The organism is Streptomyces luomodiensis, from assembly GCF_031679605.1.
In the GTDB taxonomy this organism is placed as follows: domain Bacteria; phylum Actinomycetota; class Actinomycetes; order Streptomycetales; family Streptomycetaceae; genus Streptomyces; species Streptomyces luomodiensis.
The window spans coordinates 3,591,360-3,613,876 of record NZ_CP117522.1 but is presented as its reverse complement, the minus strand read 5'-3'; the positions used below and the strand labels follow the sequence as shown (position 1 = coordinate 3,613,876).

Sequence of the window (22,517 nt, the reverse complement as noted above, 5' to 3'; positions counted from 1 at the left end):
TTTGTGACGAGAAGCATGGGTGAGACTCCAATGGCGGATCAGGACAAGATCCTCGACTACCTCAAGCGGGTAACTGCCGATCTGCACCAGACGCGCCAGCGTCTTCGCGAGGTCGAGTCGCAGGAGCCTGAGCCGATCGCGATCGTCGGCATGAGCTGCCGGTTCCCCGGAGGCGTCACGTCTCCGGAGGAGCTGTGGGAGCTCGTGGCGGCGGGCGGCGACGCCATCGCGGACTTCCCTACGGACCGTGGCTGGGACATCGAGTCGCTCTTCGCCGACGACCCCGACCAGCAGGGCACCAGCTACACCGACAAGGGCGGGTTCCTCGACGCCGCGGGCGAGTTCGACGCGGCGTTCTTCGGGATCAGCCCGCGCGAGACCCTCGGCATGGACCCGCAGCAGCGGCTGCTGCTGGAGACCTCCTGGGAGGTGTTCGAGCGGGCCGGGATCGACCCGGCCACGCTGCGCGGCAGCAAGGCCGGTGTCTTCATCGGCACCAACGGCCAGGACTACCCGGAGCTGCTGCACCGGCTGCCGCAGGGCGTCGAGCAGTACCTGCTCACCGGCAACGCCGCCAGCGTCATCTCCGGCCGCCTCTCCTACACCTTCGGCCTGGAGGGCCCGGCGCTCACCGTCGACACCGCCTGCTCGGCGTCGCTGGTGGCGCTGCACCTGGCCATCCAGTCACTGCGGAACGGCGAGTGCTCGCTGGCGCTCACCGGCGGTGTCACGGTGATGAACAGCCCGCGCGCGTTCATCAACTTCAGCCGGCAGCGGGGCCTGGCGCCCGACGGCCGCTGCAAGGCGTTCGCGGACGGCGCGGACGGCACCGGCTGGGGCGAGGGCGTCGGCATGCTGCTGGTGGAGCGGCTGTCGGACGCCCGCCGGCACGGCCACAAGGTGCTGGCGATCGTCCGTGGCTCGGCCATCAACCAGGACGGCGCGTCCAACGGTCTGACGGCGCCCAACGGACCGTCCCAGCAGCGCGTCATCCGCCAGGCGCTCACCGACGCCCGGCTCACCCCGGCCCAGGTGGACGCCGTCGAGGCGCACGGCACCGGCACCAGCCTCGGCGACCCCATCGAGGCCCAGGCCCTGCTCGCCACGTACGGGCAGAACCGGCCCGACGGCCGCCCGCTGTGGCTCGGCTCCATCAAGTCCAACTTCGGGCACACCCAGGCCGCCGCCGGTGTCGCCGGCATCATCAAGATGGTCAAGGCCATCGAGCACGGCGTCCTGCCCAAGACGCTGCACGTCGACGCGCCCTCCCGGGACGTGGACTGGACGGCGGGCGCGGTCTCCCTGCTCACCGAGAACACCCCGTGGCCGGAGACCGGCCAGCCGCGCCGCGCGGGCATCTCCTCCTTCGGCGTGAGCGGTACCAACGCGCACACCGTCATCGAGCAGGCGCCCGCCGAGGACCGCGAACCGCGGGCCGCCGACGGCGACGCCACACCCTCGGAGTGGACCGGGCTCGGCGGTCTGGTGCCGGTGCCGGTGTCCGGGCAGAGCGCACCGGCGCTGCGCGCCCAGGCCGAACGGCTCACCGCCCGGGTCCAGGACGACCCGGACCTGGGCCTGGTCGACCTGGCCTACTCGCTGGCCACCACCCGCGCCGCACTCGACCACCGGGCCGTGGTCCTCGCCGGCGAGGGCGGCCGGGAGGAGCTGCTGCGCGGACTGGCCGGACTCGCCGAGGACGGCCCCGCGGGCGGGGTCGTCCGGGGCGAGGTCGGCGAGGGCAAGGTGGCGTTCCTCTTCACCGGCCAGGGCAGCCAGCGCACCGGGATGGGCCGTGAGCTGTACGCGGCCGTCCCGGCCTTCGCCCGCGCCCTGGACGAGGTGTGCGCCGAGCTCGACCAGCACCTTCAGCGGCCGCTGCGCGAGGTGATGTTCGGTGACGACGCCGAGGCGCTGGACCGGACCGGCTACACCCAGCCCGCGCTGTTCGCCCTCGAAGTGGCGCTGTTCCGGCTGCTGGAAACCTGGGGCGTGCGGCCCGACTTCCTCGTCGGCCACTCGATCGGCGAACTGGCCGCCGCGCATGTGGCCGGTGTGCTCTCGCTGGCGGACGCGGCGAAGCTGGTGGCGGCGCGTGGCCGGCTGATGCAGGAGCTGCCGGCCGGTGGCGCGATGATCGCCGTCCAGGCGTCCGAGGACGAGGTGGCGCCGCTGCTGAATGAGCGGGTGTCCATCGCCGCGCTCAACGGGCCGACGTCGGTGGTCATCGCGGGTGACGAGGACGCCGCTGCCGCGATCGCCGCGTCGTTCGAGGCACAGGGCCGCAAGACCAAGCGGCTGACCGTGAGCCACGCGTTCCACTCGCCGCGCATGGACGGCATGCTGGACGCCTTCCGCGAGGTCGCCCGGCAGGTGAGCTACGCCCCGCCGGTCATCCCCATCATCTCCAACCTGACCGGCGGATCGGTCTCCGCCGACGAGATCTGCTCGCCCGACTACTGGGTCCGGCACGTACGTGAGGCGGTCCGCTTCACCGACGGCATCCGCCGGCTCGAGGAGTACGACGTCGGCACCTATGTGGAGCTCGGCCCCGACGGGGTGCTCTCCGCCATGGCGCAGGACTGCGTCACCGCCGACGGCGCCGTGTTCATCCCCGTGCTGCGTGGCGACCGCCCCGAGACCACCGCCCTGGCCGGCGCGCTCGCCCGTGTCCACGTGCACGGTGTGGCCGTCGACTGGGCCGCCTTCTTCGCGGGGTCCGGCGCCCGCCGCGTCGAACTGCCCACCTACGCCTTCCAGCGCGAGCTGTACTGGCCCGAGCCGCCCGGCCCCTGGACCGGCGACGTCACCGCCGCCGGACTCGGCTCCGCCGACCACCCGCTGCTCGGCGCCGCCGTGTCGCTCGCCGACGGCGCCGGGTTCCTGTTCACCGGCCGGCTGTCCCTCCAGACCCACCCGTGGCTGGCCGACCACGCCGTCATGGACACCGTGCTGCTGCCCGGCACCGCCTTCGTCGAACTGGCCATCCGCGCCGGTGACCACGTCGGCGCGGACGTCCTGGAGGAGCTCACCCTCGAAGCCCCGCTGGTGCTGCCCCCGCAGGGCGGCGTCCAGCTCCAGGTGTCCGTGGGCGCGCCGGACGAGACCGGCCGCCGCTCGCTGAGCCTGCACTCGCGCCTGGAGGACGCCGCCGACGGCACCTGGGGCGAGGGCGAATGGACCCGCCACGCCACCGGTGTGCTCGGCACCGGCGCCACCACGCCCGCCGACGCCTCCGAGGGCCTCACCGCATGGCCGCCGGCCGGTGCCACCGAGGTCCCCGTGGACGGCCTCTACGAGTGGCTCGCCGGGACCGGATTCGCCTACGGCCCGGTCTTCCAGGGCCTCCAGGGCGCCTGGCAGCAGGGCGACCAGGTGTACGCCGAGGTACGGCTGCCCGAGAGCGCCCGCGCCGAGGCCGAACTGTTCGGGCTGCACCCGGCGCTGCTGGACGCGGCCCTGCACGCCGTGGGCATCGGCTCCCTCCTGGAGGACACCGAACACGGCCGCCTCCCCTTCTCCTGGAGCGGTGTGCGGCTGCACGCCGTCGGCGCCGCCGCGCTCCGCGTCCGGCTCTCGCCCGCCGGTCAGGACGCCGTGGCCGTACTGGTGACGGACGAGAGCGGCGCGCCCGTCGCCTCCGTCGAGTCGCTGCTGCTGCGCCCCGTCTCGCCCGACCAGGTGCACGCCGCGCGCGGCGCCTTCCACGAGGCGCTGTTCCGCGTCGAGTGGACCCCCGCCCCGGTGCCGGCCGCCACCACCGTTGTGGCCGGGCAGTGGGCGGTGCTGGGCACCGACCACCCCGAGGTGGCCGGAGCGCTGCCCACCGCCGCCGACTACGCCGACCTGGCCGCGCTGGGCGCGGCCGTGGACGCCGGAACCCCGGTGCCGCAGGCCGTCGTCGCCCCGTTCTTCCCGGGTGACACCGGGCTTCCCGTCGAGACCGCCGTGCGCGAGGCCCTGCACCGTGCGCTGGAGCTGGTCCAAAGCTGGCTCGCCGACGCCCGCTTCGAGGGCTCCCGGCTGGTCATCGCCACGCGTGGCGCCGTCGCCACCTCGACGGACGCCGACACCGAGGACCTGGTCCACGCCCCGCTGTGGGGTCTGCTGCGCTCCGCGCAGTCGGAGAACCCGGACCGTTTCATCCTGGTGGACTTCGAAAGCGCCGAAAGCACCGGCAGCACCGGCAGCACCGGAAGCGCCGTCGGCACCGACGAGTCCTACCGGGTGCTGTCCGCCGCCCTGGCCACCGGTGAGTCGCAGCTCGCGGTCCGCGCCGGCACCGTGGTCGTACCGCGTCTGGCGAGGGTGGCGTCCGCCGCCGACCAGACCGTCCCCGCCCTCGCCCCCGAGGGCACCGCCCTGGTCACCGGCGCCACCGGCACCCTCGGCGGACTGGTCGCCCGCCACCTGGTCACCGAGCACGGCGTGCGCCATCTGCTGCTGCTCAGCAGGCGCGGGGCCGACGCCCACGGCGCCGCCGAACTCGTCGCCGAGCTGCGCGAGCTGGGCGCCGAGGCCACTCTCACCGCCTGCGACGTGGCCGACCGCACCGCGCTCGCCGCGGCCCTGGCCGCCATCCCGGCCGAGCATCCGCTGACCGCCGTGGTGCACACCGCCGGTGTGCTCGACGACGGCGTCATCGGCTCGCTGACCGCCGAACGCGTGGACCGTGTCCTGCCGCCCAAGGTCGACGCCGCCTGGAACCTGCACGAGCTGACCCGCGAGCTGGACCTGTCCGCGTTCGTGCTGTTCTCCGCCGCCGCCGGCACCCTCGGCGGCCCCGGCCAGGCCAACTACGCGGCCGCCAACGCCTTCCTGGACGCCCTGGCCCACCGGCGCCGCGCCCAGGGACTGCCCGCCACCGCCCTCGCCTGGGGCCTGTGGGCCGAGCGCAGCGGCATGACCGGCGACCTCGACGACGCCGACATCCAGCGCATCACCCGCGCCGGAGTGGCCGCCCTCTCCTCCGAGGAGGGCCTCGCCCTCCTCGACACCGCCCTCGCCGTGGGCGACCCCACGCTCGTGCCCATGCACCTGGACCTGGCGCCGCTGCGGCACGCCGACGCGTCGATGGTCCCCGCGCTGCTGCGCGGCCTGGTGCGGGCCCCCGGCCGCCGGGTCGTGGAGGCGGGCGGCGGCGCGGCCCCCGGCGGGCTCGCCGACCGGCTCCTCGCCCTGTCCGTCCCCGAACGCGACCGGCTGCTGCTGGAGATCGTCTGCGGCCAGGTGGCCGCCGTCCTCGGCTACGCGGGCCCGGAGGCCGTCGGCGCCGGCCGCGCCTTCAAGGAGCTGGGCTTCGACTCGCTCACCGCCGTCGAGCTGCGCAACCGCCTCGGCGCCGTCACGGGCGTACGGCTCCCGGCCACCCTCGTCTTCGACTACCCGACGCCGACCGCGCTGGCCGGCTTCCTGCGCACCGAGATCCTCGGCGACCAGGCCGACGAGGCCGCCGCGGCCCCCGCCGCCACCGTCGCCGTCGCCGACGACGAACCCATCGCCATCGTCGGCATGAGCTGCCGCTACCCGGGCGGGGTCACCAGCCCCGAGGAGCTGTGGCAGCTGGTCACCGGCTCGGTGGACGCCATCTCCGGCTTCCCCACCGACCGCGGCTGGCAGCTGGAGGGGCTGCTGGGCGACGACCCCGCGCAGGCGGGCACCAGCGCCACCATCGAGGGCGGGTTCCTCTACGACGCGGGCGAGTTCGACCCCGACTTCTTCGGGATCAACCCGCGCGAGGCGCTCGCCATGGACCCGCACCAGCGGCTGCTGCTGGAGACCTCCTGGGAGGCGTTCGAACGGGCCGGGATCGACCCGGCGACCGTACGCGGCAGCAAGACCGGCGTCTTCGCGGGCGTCATGTACCACGACTACCTCTCCCGGCTGACCGCCCTGCCGGACGGCCTGGAGGGCTACCTCGGCACCGGTACGGCCGGCAGTGTCGCCTCCGGCCGGGTGGCGTACACCTTCGGGCTCGAAGGCCCGGCGGTCACCATCGACACGGCGTGTTCGTCGTCGCTGGTGGCGCTGCACCTGGCGGCGCAGGCGCTGCGCAACGGCGAGTGCACTATGGCGCTCGCGGGCGGTGTCACCGTCATGTCCACCCCGGACACCTTCATCGACTTCAGCCGCCAGGGCGGTCTGTCGACCAGCGGCCGCTGCAAGTCCTTCTCGGCCGACGCGGACGGCACCGGCTGGGCCGAAGGCGTGGGCATGCTGCTCGTGGAGCGGCTGTCGGACGCGAAGAAGAACGGTCACCGGGTGCTGGCGGTGGTGCGGGGCACCGCGGTCAACCAGGATGGTGCGTCGAACGGTCTGACGGCGCCGAACGGTCCGTCGCAGCAGCGGGTCATCCGTCAGGCGCTGGCGAATGCGGGGCTGTCGGCGTCCGAGGTGGACGCGGTGGAGGCGCACGGTACGGGGACGTCGCTGGGCGACCCGATCGAGGCGCAGGCGCTGCTGGCCACGTACGGCAGGGAGAAGACCGCCGAGCAGCCGCTGTGGCTGGGGTCGATCAAGTCCAACTTCGGACACACGCAGGCCGCGGCCGGTGTCGCGGGCATCATCAAGATGGTGCAGGCGATGCACCACGGCGTCCTTCCCCAGTCGCTGCACATCGATGAGCCGACGCCGCATGTGGACTGGGAAGCCGGTGCGGTCTCGCTGCTGAGCGAGGCGCGGGAGTGGCCGGAGACCGGGCGTCCGCGCCGGGCCGGTATCTCCTCCTTCGGCGTCAGCGGCACCAACGCGCACGCCATCATCGAGCAGGCGCCCGAGCCCGAACCGGCCGAGATCGCCGCTCTTCCGGCCGTTCAGCCGTCCGTGCTGCCGTGGCCGGTGTCCGGCAAGAGCGCCGACGCTCTGCGGGCGCAGGCCGAGCGGCTGCTCGCCGACCTGGAGCGGCGGCCGGAGCTGTCGCCGACCGATGTGGCGTTCTCGCTCGCGACGACGCGTGCCGCGCTGGATCACCGCGCGGTGGTCGTGGGCGGGGACCGGGCCGGGTTGGTCGCGGGTCTTGAGGCGCTGGCGCGTGGTGAGTCGGCGGCGGGGCTGGCGCAGGGCTCGGTGGCCGACGGCAAGGTGGCGTTCCTGTTCACGGGGCAGGGCAGCCAGCGGCTGGGGATGGGGCGTGAGCTGTATGACGCCTATCCGGTGTTCGCCGAGGCGTTCGACGCGGTGTGCGATGCGCTGGACGCGCATCTGGAGCGGCCGCTGAAGGCCGTGGTGTTCGGGGCCGATGCCGAGGAGCTGGACCGGACGGGGTTCACCCAGCCCGCGCTGTTCGCGGTGGAGGTGGCGCTGTTCCGGCTGGTGGAGGCGTGGGGTGTGCGGCCCGATTTCCTGGCCGGGCATTCGATCGGTGAGCTGGCCGCCGCGCACGTGGCGGGTGTGCTGTCGCTGGCGGACGCGGCCAAGCTGGTGGCCGCGCGTGGGCGGTTGATGCAGGCCCTGCCTGCCGGTGGCGCGATGATCGCGGTGCAGGCGTCGGAGGACGAGGTGGCGCCGCTGCTCACGGACAGCGTGAGCATTGCCGCGCTCAACGGGCCCACGTCGGTCGTCATCGCGGGTGATGAGGACGCGGCGGTGGAGATTGCCGCGTCGTTCGAGGCGAAGGGTCGTAAGACCAAGCGGCTGACGGTGAGCCACGCGTTCCACTCCCCGCGTATGGACGGGATGCTGGAGGCGTTCCGTGAGGTGGCCGAGGGTCTGACCTACGAGGCCCCGCGTATCCCCATCGTGTCCAACCTGACCGGCGATGTCGTCTCCGCCGAGGAGATCACCAGCCCCGGTTTCTGGGTGCGTCACGTCCGCGAGGCCGTGCGTTTCCTCGACGGCGTCCGCACGCTCGAAGCACAGGGCGTCACCACCTACCTCGAACTGGGTCCTGACGGTGTTCTCACCGCGATGGTCCAGGAGTGTGTCGAGGCTCCCGAAGCCGTGGGCTTCGCCACCGCGCTGCGCAAGGACCGTCCCGAGGCCGAGGCCGTCACCACTGCCCTCGCCGCCCTCCACGTCCGTGGCGTCACGCCGGACTGGGCCGGGTACTTCGCCGGGACCGGCGCCCACCGCGTCGACCTGCCGACCTACGCCTTCCAGCACCGCCGCTTCTGGCTGACGTCGCCCGCGGGTGTCGTGGGCGATGTGGAGTCGGCGGGTCTGGACCGGGCCGACCATCCGCTGCTGGGCGCGGCCGTGCCGCTGGCGGACTCCGACGGTTTCCTGTTCACCGGCAGGCTCTCCCTGGAGAGCCACCCGTGGCTGGCCGACCACGCCGTCATGGGCACCGTGCTGCTGCCCGGCACCGCCTTCGTCGAGCTGGCCATCCGCGCCGGTGACCAGGTGGGCTGCGACCGGCTGGACGAGCTGACCATCGAGGCGCCGCTGGTCCTGCCCGAGCGCGGCGCGGTCCAGCTCCAGCTCGTCGTCGGCGCCCCGCAGCAGGCCGGGCACCGCACGCTGGAGCTGTACTCGCGGGCGCAGGACGCGCCCGCCGAGATGCCGTGGCTGCGGCATGCGAGCGGTGTGCTGGTGGCCGGTGCTCCGCGGCCCTCGTTCGATCTGACCGCGTGGCCGCCGCCGGGCGCCGAGCCCGCCGAGGTCGAGGGGCTCTACGAGCACCTGGCGCAGGGCGGTTTCGCGTACGGGCCGATGTTCCAGGGGCTCACCGCCGCCTGGCTGCGCGGCGACGAGGTGTTCGCCGAGGTGCGGCTGCCGGAGGACGGGAAGTCCGACGCCGCCGCGTTCGGGCTGCACCCGGCGCTGCTGGACGCCGCGCTGCACAGCACGTTCGCCCGCGCGGGCGGGGATGAGCAGGGGCGGCTGCCGTTCTCCTGGGGCGGGGTGTCGCTGCACGCGGTCGGCGCCGACGCGCTCCGGGTCCGGCTGACCCCGGCCGGGGCCGACGGGGTGGCGCTGGAGCTGGCCGACGGTACCGGTGCCCCGGTGGCCTCGGTCGAGCAGCTGGCGCTGCGCCCGGTTTCGGCCGGGCAGCTCGCGGAGGGGCGGTCCGCCGCGTACCACGAGTCGCTGTACCGGCTGGACTGGGCCACCGTGCCGCTGTCCGCCGAGAGCCCGGCCGTGGCCTGGTCGGTGCTCGGCGCGGATGCGCCCGCCCCGCTCACGTCCGGCGCCGCGGTCCACGCCGACCTGGACGCGCTGGCCGCGGCCGGGGACGCGCCCGCGTACGTCCTGGCGTACCTCGACCCGCGCGGCGCCACCGGTGACGAGGTGACCGCCGCCGTGCACACCGCCACCCAGCGGGCGCTGGCGCTGGTCCGGGCGTGGCTGGCCGACGAGCGGTTCGCGGCGTCCCAGCTGGTGCTGGTGACCCGGGGCGCGGTGGCCACCGCGGGCGACGCCGGTACGCACGATCTGGCGCACGCCCCGGTGTGGGGTCTGGTGCGCTCGGCGCAGTCGGAGAACCCGGACCGGCTGGTGCTGGTGGACCTCGACGGCACCGACGCCTCCTACGAGGCGCTGGGCGCCGCGCTGGCCGCCGGAGAGCCGCAGTTCGTGCTGCGCCGGGGCGCCGTGCACGCCCCCCGGCTGGCGCGCACCGCCGCCACCGGGCCCATGGTGCCGCCGCCCGGCGAGCCCGCCTGGCGGCTCGACATCCAGGACAAGGGCACCCTGGAGAACCTCACGCTGCTGCCCGCCCCGGAGGCCGCCGCGCCGCTGGAGGCGGGACAGGTGCGGGTCGCGGTCCGGGCCGCCGGTGTGAACTTCCGCGATGTGCTCAACGCGCTCGGCATGTACCCCGGCGACGCGGGCCTGATGGGCAGTGAGGGCGCGGGTGTCGTCCTGGAGACCGGCCCCGGGGTCACCGATCTGGCGCCCGGCGACCGGGTGATGGGCATGCTGCCGGGCGGCTTCGGACCGCTGGTGGTCGTGGACCGCCGCATGATCGCCCCGATGCCGGAGGGCTGGTCGTTCGCCCAGGCCGCGTCGGTGCCGATCGTCTTCATGACGGCCTACTACGCGCTGCGCGACCTGGCGGACCTCCAGGGCGGGGAGTCGCTGCTGGTGCACGCCGCCGCCGGTGGTGTCGGCATGGCCGCCGTGCAGCTGGCCCGGCACTGGGGTGTGGATGTCTACGCCACCGCCAGCCAGGGCAAGTGGGACACGCTGCGCTCGCTGGGGCTGGCCGAGGACCGTATCGCCTCCTCCCGCGACCTGGCCTTCGAGTCGACGTTCCGCGAGGCCAGCGGCGGTCGCGGCGTCGATGTGGTGCTGGACTCGCTGGCGCGGGAGTTCGTGGACGCGTCGCTGCGGCTGCTGCCGCGCGGCGGCCGGTTCGTCGAGATGGGCAAGACCGACGTCCGGGTGCCGGAGGAGGTGGCCGCCGAATACCCCGGCGTCTCCTACCAGGCGTTCGACCTGACCGAGGCGGGCCTGGACCGTATCCAGGAGATGCTGTGCGAGCTGCTGGAGCTGTTCCGGCAGGGGGCGCTGCGGCCACTGCCGATCACCGCGTGGGATCTGCGGCAGGCCCCGGACGCGTTCCGCTACCTCAGCCAGGCCCGCCACATCGGCAAGGTCGTGCTGACCGTGCCCGCCCCGTGGAACCCGGACGGCACGGTGCTGATCACCGGTGGCACCGGCACCCTGGGCGGCCTGGTCGCCCGGCACGCGGTGACCGTGCGCGGCGCCCGCCGTCTGGTGCTCACCAGCCGGCGCGGTGAGCAGGCCGCGGGCGCGGCCGAACTCGCCGCCGAGCTGCGCGAGCTGGGCGCCGACGTCACCATCGCCGCCTGCGACGCGGCCGACCGGGACGCGCTCGCCGCCGTGCTGGCCGGCATCCCCGCCGGGCATCCGCTGACCGCCGTGGTGCACACCGCCGGCGTGCTGGACGACGGTGTGATCGGCTCGCTGACGCCGGAGCGGCTGGAGAAGGTGCTGCGCCCCAAGGTGGACGCGGCCGTCAACCTGCACCAGCTGACCCGCGACCAGGACCTGGCCGCGTTCGTGCTGTTCTCCTCGGCGGCCGGCACGTTCGGCGGCCCCGGGCAGGCCAACTACGCGGCGGCCAACTCCTTCCTGGACGCCCTGGCCCGCCACCGCCAGGCCCAGGGCCTCGCCGCGACCTCGCTGGCCTGGGGTCTGTGGGCCGAGGCCAGCGGGATGACCGGTGGGCTGGAGGCCACCGACACGTCCCGGATGACCCGCTCCGGTGTGCTGGGGCTGTCCTCGGACGAGGGCCTGACGCTGTTCGACGCCGCCCAGGAGGTGGGCGACGCGTTCCTGGTGCCCATGCAGCTCGACCTGGCGTCGCTCACGGGCGCACCCCTCGAGATGGTGCCGCCGCTGCTGCGCGGTCTGGTGCGCGGTGGTACGACCCGCCGCACCGCCGAGTCGGGCGCGGCCGGGGACGGGTCCTCGCTGGTGGAGCGGCTGGTCCGGCTGGACGCCGCCGAGCGGGAGCGGACACTGCTGGACCTGGTGCGGGCCCAGGTGGCCGTGGTGCTCGGCCATGACTCGCCGGACGCGGTGGAGGCGGTCCGGTCCTTCAAGGACCTCGGCTTCGACTCGCTGACCGCGGTGGAGTTCCGCAACCGCCTCGGTGGCGCCGCCGGGCTGCGGCTGCCCGCCACCCTCGTCTTCGACTACCCGACGCCGACCGCGCTCGTCGGCTATCTGCTGGAGGAGCTGCTGGGCTCCGAGGCGGCCGCGGCCGTTCCGGCGCGGGCCCACGGCCCCGCGGGTGCCGTGGCCGATGAGGACGACCCGATCGCGATCATCGCGATGAGCTGCCGCTTCCCCGGAGATGTGCGCACCCCCGAGGATCTGTGGGAGCTGCTGGCCGAGGGCCGGGACGGTATCGCGGGGCTGCCGGAGGACCGGGGCTGGGACCTGGAGGCGTTCTACGACCCGGATCCGGACCGGCCCGGCACCTCGTACACCCGCGAGGGCGGTTTCTACTACGACGCGCACCACTTCGACCCGGCCTTCTTCGGCATCAACCCGCGCGAGGCGCTCGCCATGGACCCCCAGCAGCGGCTGCTGCTGGAGACCAGCTGGGAGTCGTTCGAACGCGCGGGGCTCGACCCGGGGACGCTGCGCGGCCGGCAGGTCGGCGTGTTCGTCGGCCAGATGCACAACGACTACGTCTCGCGGCTGCACACCGTTCCGGAGGGCGTCGAGGGCTATCTCGGCACCGGCGGCTCCAGCAGCGTCGCCTCGGGCCGGGTGTCGTACACCTTCGGCTTCGAGGGCCCGGCCGTCACGGTCGACACGGCGTGTTCGTCGTCGCTGGTGGCGCTGCACCTGGCGGTTCAGGCGCTGCGCAACGGCGAGTGCACGATGGCGCTCGCGGGCGGTGTCACCATCATCACCACTCCCAAGGTGTTCACCGAGTTCAGCCGGCAGCGCGCACTGGCCGCCAACGGCCGCTGCAAGCCCTTCGCCGCCGCGGCCGACGGTACGGCCTGGGCCGAGGGTGTGGGCATGCTGCTGGTGGAGCGGCTGTCGGACGCGAAGAAGAACGGCCATCGGGTGCTGGCGGTGGTGCGGGGCACCGCGGTCAACCAGGATGGTGCGTCGAACGGTCTGACGGCGCCGAACGGTCCGTCGCAGCAGCGTGTCATCCGTCAGGCGCTGGCCAATGCGGGCCTGTCGGCGTCCGAGGTGGACGCGGTGGAGGCGCACGGTACGGGGACGACGCTGGGCGACCCGATCGAGGCCCAGGCGCTGCTGGCCACGTACGGCAAGGAGAAGACCGCCGAGCAGCCGCTGTGGCTGGGGTCGATCAAGTCCAACTTCGGACACACGCAGGCCGCCGCCGGTGTCGCGGGCATCATCAAGATGGTGCTGGCCATGCGCCACGGTGTGCTGCCGAAGTCGCTGCACATCGATGAGCCGTCGCCGCATGTGGACTGGGAAGCCGGTGCGGTCTCGCTGCTGAGCGAGGCACGGGAGTGGCCGGAGACCGGGCGTCCGCGCCGGGCCGGTATCTCCTCCTTCGGCATGAGCGGTACCAACGCGCACGCCATCATCGAACAGGCCCCGGCGGACCGGGAGCCGGCCGAAGAGCCGGCCGAACCCTCCCTCGAAGCGTCACGTGTGCTGCCGTGGCCGCTGTCCGCCAGGAGTGAGGCGGCGCTGCGCGCGCAGGCCGCCAAGCTGCTGGCCCACCTCGACGCGGACCCGGAACTGCGTCCGGCCGATGTCGGCTACTCCCTGGCCACCACCCGCGCCGCCTTCGATCAGCGTGCGGTACTGGTGGGCTCCGACCGCGATGACCTCATCCGCGCTCTGACGGCGTTGGCCCAGGGTGTGGCGCCGGTCCAGAACGTCGGGGCGTCCGACAAGACGGCATTCGTCTTCCCGGGACAGGGGTCCCAGTGGGCGGGCATGGCCGTGGAGCTGATGGACACGGCCCCGGCGTTCGCGGCCCGTATCCACGAATGCGCGGCCGCGTTGGCGGAGTTCACCGACTGGTCGTTGGTGGATGTGCTGCGGGGTGCGGAGGGCGCGCCGCCGCTGGACCGGGTGGATGTGGTCCAGCCGGTGCTGTTCTCGGTGATGGTGTCGCTGGCGGAGCTGTGGCGTTCGCTCGGGGTCGTACCGTCGGCCGTGGTGGGCCATTCGCAGGGTGAGATCGCGGCCGCGTGTGTGGCGGGGATTCTGTCCTTGCGGGACGCGGCGCGTGTAGTGGCGTTGCGGAGCCAGGTGATCGGCCGGGTGCTGGCGGGCAAGGGCGGCATGGTCTCGGTGGCCCTGCCGGCGGCGGAGGTACGCGAGCGCATCGCCCCGTGGGGCGAGGAGCGGATCTCGGTCGCCGCCGTCAACGGGCCGTCGTCGGTGGTGGTCTCGGGTGAGCCCGAGGCCCTGGACGAGCTGATCGCCGCGTGTGAGGCGGACGAGGTGCGGGCGCGGCGGGTGCCGGTGGACTACGCCTCGCACTCCGCCCAGGTCGAGCTGTTGCGTGAGGAGCTGCTGGAGCTGCTGGCGCCCGTACAGCCGAGGAACGCCGAGGTGCCGTTCCTGTCGACGGTGACGGGGGAGTGGGTCGAGGGCCCGGAGCTGGACGCCGAGTACTGGTTCACCAACCTGCGGCGCACGGTCGAACTGGAGGGCGCGGTCCGGCGGCTGCTGGACGAGGGCTTCGGTGTGTTCATCGAGTCCAGCGCCCACCCGGTGCTGACGATGGGCGTGCAGGAGACCGTGGAGGAGGCGGGCGTCGAGGCGGCCGCGATCGGTTCGCTGCGGCGGGACGAGGGCGGGCTGAAGCGCTTCTGGGCCTCCGTCGGTGAGGCGTGGTCGCGGGGTGTGTCCGTGGACTGGGAGGCGGTGTTCGACGGCACCGGCGCACGCCGTACAGAGCTGCCTACGTACGCGTTCCAGCATGAGCGTTACTGGATCGACGCTCCGGCTTCGGTGGGTGATGTGTCCTCCGCCGGTCTGGGCGCCGCTGATCATCCGCTGCTGGGTGCGGCTGTCGAGCTGCCGGACTCCGACGGCTTCCTGTTCACCGGGCGGCTGTCGCTGGAGACGCATCCCTGGCTGGCCGACCATGCGGTGATGGGCTCGGTGCTGCTGCCCGGCACCGCGTTCGTGGAACTCGCGGTGCGCGCTGGTGAGCAGGTGGGCTGCGATCTGCTGGAGGAGCTCACGCTGGAGGCGCCGCTGATCCTGCCCGAGCGGGGCGGGGTGCGGGTCCAGATCGTCGTAGGGGCCCCGGGCGACACCGGCCGCCGAAGCCTTGCCCTGCACGCGCGTCCCGACGACGCGGGCGAGGAGGTGCCATGGGTGCGGCATGCCACGGGTGTGCTCGCGGAGGGCGCGTCGTCGTCGGTGCCGTCGTTCGAGTTGAGTGTCTGGCCGCCGGCGGGTGCCGAGCGGATCGGGACCGATGGGCTGTATGAGGGTCTGGCCGAGGCGGGCTTCGGTTATGGTCCGGTTTTCCAGGGGGTGCGGGCGGCCTGGCGGGCCGATGGTGAGGTGTACGCGGAGGTCGCGCTTCCTGAGGGTGTGGAGCCCGGTGCCGATCTGTTCGGGCTGCATCCTGCGCTGCTGGATGCCGTCCTGCACACGATCGGGCTGGGTGATCTGACCGAGGGTCTGGAGCAGGGTGGTCTGCCGTTCGCCTGGAGCGGTGTGCGGGTTCACTCGGTGGGTGCGGACAGTGTGCGGGTTCGGTTGTCGTCGGCCGGGAATGGCACGGTGGCGCTTCAGCTGGCTGATGTGACGGGTGCGCCGGTGGCGTCGGTGGAGCGGCTCGCGCTGCGTGCGGTGTCCCCGGAGCAGTTGGGTGCCGGTCATGCTGGTGGTGGCGCGGCGGATGCTCTGTTCCGGGTGGAGTGGGTTCCGGTGCCGACGTCTTCGGAGACCTTCTCCGGGGGGCGTGTGGCGGTGGTGGGCGCGGAGGTCCCTGGCCTCGGTGTCGAAGCGGACCTCTATGCGGATCTGGCTGGGCTGGCCGGGGCGGTCGAGTCCGGTGCTGTGGTTCCGGAGCATGTCGTGGTCTCCTTGGCACCGCAGGTGGTGTCGGGGGAGGGCTCCTCGCCGGTCGCGATGGCGCACGAGGCCGCTGTCGGGGCTCTCGCTCTGGTGCAGACGTGGCTGGCCGAGGACCGTTTGGCGGACTCGCGGCTGGTCGTTCTCACTCAGGGCGCGGTGGCTACGGCCGCTGAGGACGTGGTGGCCGAGCCCGCGCAGGCCACCGCGACCGGTCTGATCCGCTCGGCGCAGTCGGAGAATCCCGGGCGTATCGTCCTGGTGGACCTCGACGGCCACCCGGATTCGGCCACTGCTCTCTTGGCCGCTCTTGCGTCTGGCGAGCAGGAACTCGCCGTGCGCCAGGGCGCGGTCAAGACCCCGCGCCTGACCCGCACCGCCGCCCCCGCCGCAGATCAGGAGGTCCCTGCCTTCGGCTCGGACGGCACGGTGTTGATCACTGGTGCCGGTGGCATGCTGGGCAATCTCTTCGCGCGCCATCTGGTGACCGAGCGGGGTGTGCGTCGGCTGCTGCTGGTCAGCCGCCGTGGCGGTCAGGCGCCCGGTGCCGCCGAGCTGACGGCTGAGCTGGCCGAGCTGGGCGCTGACGTGCGCTGGGCCGCCTGCGATGTGGCGGACCGGGACGCTTTGGCCCAGGTCCTCGCGTCCGTCCCCGCCGAGCATCCACTGCGGGCCGTGATGCACACGGCGGGTGTGCTGGACGACGGTGTGATCGGGTCGCTGACGCCGGAGCGCGTGGAGCGGGTGCTGCGTCCGAAGGTGGACGCGGCGTGGAACCTGCACGAGCTGACCCGGGACCTGGATCTGTCGGCGTTCGTGCTGTTCTCCTCGGCCGCCGGTGTGCTCGGTGGCGCGGGGCAGGGCAACTACGCGGCGGGCAATGCCTTCCTGGACGCCCTCGCCGCGCATCGCCGCTCCGCCGGACTGCCGGCCACCTCTCTCGCCTGGGGGCTGTGGGCGGAGGCCAGCGCCATGACCGGGGAGCTGGAGGAGGCGGAGCTCGCGCGCTTGCGGCGCGATGGTGTGGCCGCCATTACGGCCGACCAGGGCCTGGAGCTGTTCGATGCCGCGCAGGGCTCGGACCAGGCGCTGTTGGTGCCGCTGCCGCTGGACATGGCCGCGCTTCGGGTTCAGGCGGGTGCGGGGATGCTGCCGCCGCTGTTCCGTGGTCTGGTGCGGGTTCCGCCGCGTCGGGCGGCTCAGGCGGCCGCGGTCGCACGGTCCGGTGCGCTGGCCCGGCAGTTGGCCGGGGTCCCGGACGCCGAGGCCGAGGCGATCGTGCTGGATCTGGTGCGTGCGCAGGTGGCGGCGGTGCTCGGTTATGCCGGGCCGGAGGCGGTGGAGCCACGGCGTGCGTTCAGTGAAATCGGTTTCGACTCGCTGACCGCGGTGGAGTTGCGCAACCGTCTGACAGCGGTCAGCGGGGTCCGGCTCCCGGCGACGTTGATCTTCGACTATCCGAACCCGGTCGCTCTTGCCACGTATCTGCGGGCCGAGGCGCAGGGCAGTCAGGTGGATACGGGCGCTCCCGTGGTCGCCGCGGCGGCGGGTGCTGATGAGCCGATCGCCATTGTGGCGATGAGCTGCCGGTTCCCCGGCGGGGTGACCTCGCCCGAGGAGCTGTGGAAGCTGGTGGTCGAGGGCACGGACGCGATCACGGATATGCCCACGGACCGTGGCTGGGACATCGAGTCGCTCTATGACGACGACCCGGACAAGCGGGGCACCAGTTACGCCCGTAACGGTGGTTTCCTGCACGATGCCGATCACTTCGATCCGGTGTTCTTCGGGATTTCGCCGCGTGAGGCCCTCGCCATGGACCCGCAGCAGCGGCTGCTGCTGGAGACCTCGTGGGAGGCGTTCGAGCGCGCGGGCATCGACCCGAACGCACTGCGCGGCAGCCGGACCGGTGTGTACACCGGTGTGATGTACAACGACTACGGCACGCTGCTGCACCGTGCGCCCGATGGCCTCGAGGGGTATGTGGGCACGGCCAGCTCGGGCAGTGTGGCGTCGGGCCGGGTGTCGTACACCTTCGGTCTTGAGGGGCCGGCGGTGACGGTGGACACGGCGTGTTCGTCGTCCCTGGTGGCCCTGCACATGGCGGTGCAGGCGCTGCGCAGTGGTGAGTGCTCGCTGGCGCTGGCCGGTGGTGTGACCGTGATGGCCACTCCTGTCACCTTCGTGGCTTTCAGCAAGCAGCGCGGGTTGTCGACCGATGGCCGTTGCAAGCCGTTCGCGGCGGCGGCCGACGGTACGGCCTGGGGCGAGGGTGTGGGCATGCTGCTGGTGGAGCGGCTGTCGGACGCCCGGAAGAACGGTCACCCGGTGCTGGCGGTCGTGCGCGGCAGTGCGATCAACCAGGACGGCGCCAGCAACGGCCTCACCGCCCCCAACGGTCCGTCGCAGCAGCGGGTGATCCGGCAGGCGCTGGCCAACGCCCGGCTCACGGCTGCTGAGGTGGACGTCGTCGAGGCGCACGGTACGGGTACGACGCTGGGTGACCCGATCGAGGCGCAGGCGTTGCTGGCCACGTACGGTCAGGAGCACACCGATGAGGCGCCGTTGTGGCTGGGGTCGGTGAAGTCGAACTTCGGTCACACGCAGGCGGCGGCCGGTGTGGCGGGGATCATCAAGATGGTCAAGGCCATTGAGCATGGTGTGCTGCCCCGGACGTTGCATGTGGATGAGCCGTCGCCGCATGTGGACTGGTCGGCGGGTGCGGTGTCGTTGCTGACCGAGCAGGTGGAGTGGCCCGAGACGGGCCGGCCGCGGCGTGCCGCGGTGTCCTCGTTCGGTATCAGTGGCACCAACGCGCACGCCATCATCGAGCAGGCGTCCGAGGCCGAACCGGCGCGGGAGTCCGTGGCCCCGGCCGCCGAGCCGCCCGCGCTGCCGTGGGTGCTGTCCGGCAGGTCCCCGGAGGCGCTGCGCGCCCAGGGCGCCCGGCTGCGGGCCCACGTGGCCGCCCACCCCGAGCTGTCCCTGGTCGACATCGGCCACTCCCTGGCCACCGCCCGGTCGTCCTTCGAGCACCGGGCCGCGCTGGTGGCCGGTGACCGGGACGCCTTCCTGGCCGGTCTGGACGCCCTCGCCGAGGGCCGCACCGCCGCCGGGCTGGTCGACGGCACGGTGGCCGAGGGCGGCAAACTGGCGTTCCTGTTCACGGGGCAGGGCAGCCAGCGGCTCGGGATGGGCCGTGAGCTGTATGACGCGTACCCGGTGTTCGCGGAGGCTCTCGACGCGGTCTGCGATGAGCTGGACGCGCATCTGGAACGGCCGTTGAAGACGGTGCTGTTCGGTGACGACGCCGAGGCGCTGGACCGGACGGGCTTCACCCAGCCCGCGCTGTTCGCGGTCGAGGTGGCGCTGTTCCGGCTGGTCGAGGCGTGGGGTCTGCGGCCCGACTTCCTCTCCGGCCACTCCATCGGTGAGCTGGCCGCCGCGCATGTGGCGGATGTGCTGTCGCTCGCGGACGCGTGCCGGCTGGTGGCCGCGCGCGGCCGGCTGATGCAGGCGCTGCCCACGGGGGGCGCGATGATCGCCGTCCAGGCGTCCGAGGAGGAGGTGGCCCCGCAGCTGGGCAAGCGGGTGAGCATCGCGGCCGTCAACGGCCCCACCTCGGTCGTGGTCGCGGGCGACGAGGACGCGGCGCTGGAGATCGCGGCGTCCTTCGAGGCGGAGGGCCGCAAGACCAAGCGGCTCACCGTCAGCCACGCCTTCCACTCGCCCCACATGGACGGCATGCTCGACGCCTTCCGCGAGGTGGCGCGGGAGCTGACGTACCAGGCTCCGCGCATTCCCATCGTGTCCAACCTGACCGGAGCCGTGGTCTCGGCCGAAGAGATCACCAGCCCGGACTTCTGGGTGCGCCACGCCCGCGAGGCGGTCCGCTTCCTCGATGGCGTGCGCACCCTGGAAGCCGAGGGCGTCACCGCCTATGTCGAACTGGGCCCGGACGGGGTGCTCACCGCGATGGCGCAGGAATGCGCCACCGAGAGCGGCGGCTCCTACGCCGCCGCGCTGCGCAAGGACCGCGCCGAGGCCGAGACGCTGCTCACCGCCGTCGGCACCGCCCAGGTCCGGGGCGCCGCCGTGGACTTCGCGGCGCTGTACGCCCCGTACGGCGCCCGGCGGGTCGAGCTGCCGACGTACGCCTTCCAGCGCCGTTCCTTCTGGCTGAAGCCCGGACCGGCCGGCGGTGACGCCGCCGCGATCGGCCTGCACGCGGCGGACCATCCGCTGCTGGGCGCCGCCGTGGAGCTGCCCGACTCGGACGGCATCGCCTTCACCGGACGGCTCTCCGTGCAGAACCAGCCCTGGCTGGCCGACCACGCCGTGATGGGCACGGTGCTGCTGCCGGGCACCGCGTTCCTGGAGCTGGCGCTGCGCGCCGGGGACCACGTGGGCTGCGACCGGCTGGAGGAGCTGACGCTGGAGGCGCCGCTGATCGTGCCCGACCAGGGCGCCGTTCAGCTGCGGCTGTCGCTCGCCGCGCCCGATGACACCGGGCGCCGGGCGCTGACCCTGCACTCGCGGACCGAGGGCGCCCCGGCCGACGAGCCGTGGCTGCGGCACGCCACCGGCGCGCTGACGGCGTCGGACGGCGCGGCGCCGTCGTTCGATCTGGTCGCCTGGCCGCCCGCCGACGCCGAGAAGATCGAGACCGACGGGCTCTACGACGGCCTGGCCGAGGCGGGCTTCGACTACGGGCCGGGGTTCCAGGGGCTGACCGCCGCCTGGCGGCGCGAGGACGAGGTGTTCGCCGAGGTGCGGCTGCCGGAGGACTGGACGTCCGACGCCGCCGCGTACGGCCTGCACCCCGCACTGCTGGACGCCGCGCTGCACGCGCTGGGGCTCCAGGCGGACGAACAGGGCGACGGCCAGGGCCGGTTGCCGTTCTCCTGGACCGGGGTGTCGCTGCACGCCGTCGGCGCCGCCGCGCTGCGGGTGCGGCTCGTCGGCGCGGCCACGGGCACGGTGTCGCTGGAGCTCGCCGATGTGGCGGGCGCCCCGGTGGCGTCGGTCGAGGGCCTTGTGCTGCGCACGGTCTCCCCGGAGCAGCTCGGCGCGGCCCGCTCGGCCGGCGCGTCCGACTCCCTCTTCCGGCTGGACTGGATGCCCGTCCCGGCGTCGTCCGGCGAGGTGTCGCCCGACCGCTGGGCGGTCCTGGGCGCCGACGCCCTGGGCCTCACCGCCCACCCGGATCTGGCCGCGCTGGCCGCCGCGACGGCCGCCGGCACGGCGGCCCCGGAGTACGTGGTCGTCTCCTTGCCGGACGCGGCACCTCCCGCGGGCGGGGACGGCGACACCAACGTGGCCGACGCGGCGCACCGGGCCACCGCCCAGGCGCTGGCCCTGATCCAGACCTGGCTGGCCGATGAGCACTTCACGGACGCGCGCCTGGTCGTGCTCACCTCCGGCGCGGTGGCCGCCACCGCGGACGAGCCGGCGACCGACCCGGCACACGCCGCCGTCTGGGGCCTGGTGCGCTCCGCCCAGGCGGAGAACCCGGACCGGATCGTCCTGGTGGACACCGATGGCCGGGGTGAGCCGCGGGAGACCGTGGCCGCCGCCCTGGCCACGGGCGAACCGCAGGTCGCCGTGCGCGACGGCGTCGTCCGGGCGCCGAGGCTGGCGCGGGCCGCCGTGGCCGCCGAGCCGGAGGCTCCCGCGTTCGATCCCGACGGCACCGTCCTGATCACTGGCGCCACCGGCACCCTGGGCGGGCTGTTCGCCCGCCATCTGGTGGCCGAGCACGGCGTACGGCGGCTGCTGCTGGTCGGCCGCCGTGGCGAGCGGGCCCCCGGCGCCGCCGAACTCACCGCCGAACTGGCCGAGTCGGGCGCCGAGGCACGGTGGGCGGCCTGCGATGTGGCGGACCGGGAGGCGCTCGCCACCGTCCTCGCCGACCTCCCCGCCGAGCACCCGCTGACCGCCGTGGTGCACACCGCCGGTGTGCTGGACGACGGGGTGATCGGCTCGCTGACACCCGAACGCATGGACACCGTGCTCCGCCCGAAGGTGGACGCCGCGTGGAACCTGCACGAGCTGACCCGGGAGAAGGACCTGTCGGCGTTCGTGCTGTTCTCCTCGGCCGCCGGTGTGTTCGGCGGCGCGGGCCAGGGCAACTACGCGGCGGCCAACGCGTTCCTGGACGCCCTCGCCCAGCGCCGCCGGGCCGAAGGACTGCCCGCCACCTCCCTCGCCTGGGGCCTGTGGTCGGTGGGCGGTGGTATGGCCGGTGAGCTGGACGAGACCGAGATCGCCCGGATCCAGCGCGGCGGCGTCGGGGCGCTCACACCGGAGAGCGGCCTGGAGCTGTTCGACGCCGCGCGGGGCTCGGACGAGGCGCTGCTGGTGCCGCTGCCGCTGGACATGGTGGCGCTGAGGGCACAGGCGGGCAGCGGCATGCTCCCGGCGCTCTTCCGCGGACTGGTGCGGGCCCCGGCGCGGCGCGCGGCGGAGTCCGCGGCGGCCGCCGCGGCCGGTGCCGAGGCGCTGCGGGAGCGGCTCGCCGGGCTCTCCGAGCCCGAGCGGGAGGAGGCGCTGCTGGAGCTGGTGTGCACCCAGGTGGCGGTCGTCCTCGGCTACCCGGGCCCGGAGACGGTCGACCCGGCCCGCTCGTTCAGCGAGGTCGGCTTCGACTCGCTCACCGCGCTGGAGCTGCGTAACCGGCTGAACGCGGCCACCGGAGTCCGGCTGCCGGCAACGCTGGTCTTCGACTACCCGACACCGGGCGCGCTGGTCGAGTACCTGCGGGGCGAAATCCTGCCGGACGACGCGACGGCGGTCTCCGCGCTGCTCGCGGAGCTCGACGGGCTGGAGAAGTCCCTGGCCGGAGCCACCCCGGACGACGATGGCCGGAGCAGGATCACCGCGCGGTTGCAGGCGCTGCTCGCGCAATGGAACGACAACCGAGGACCGGAAGACGGCGCCGAGGTCGTCGAGGAGATCGAGTCCGCCACGGACGACGACCTCTTCGACTTCATCGGCAAGGAATTCGGAATCTCCTGAAGTGACCGTGGCCGACGTGAAGTGACCCGCCTTCCGGGTTCGTC

At 73.6% G+C, this 22,517-nt stretch carries 1 protein-coding gene; it reads left to right on the top strand.

The genetic code is table 11. From position 1 onward, the window contains the following. The first annotated feature begins 30 nt into the window (after positions 1 to 30). The gene (locus PS467_RS15465; RefSeq protein WP_432280741.1) at positions 31 to 22,473 is read left to right on the top strand and encodes an SDR family NAD(P)-dependent oxidoreductase; all 22,443 of its coding nucleotides are present in this window, start codon (positions 31 to 33) and stop codon (positions 22,471 to 22,473) included. Positions 22,474 to 22,517: the final 44 nt, after the last annotated feature.

Coding starts and splice junctions, on each gene's coding strand:
- PS467_RS15465 (WP_432280741.1), top strand. CDS start 31: ATGGCGGATCAGGACAAGATCCTCGACTACCTCAAGCGGGTAACTGCC.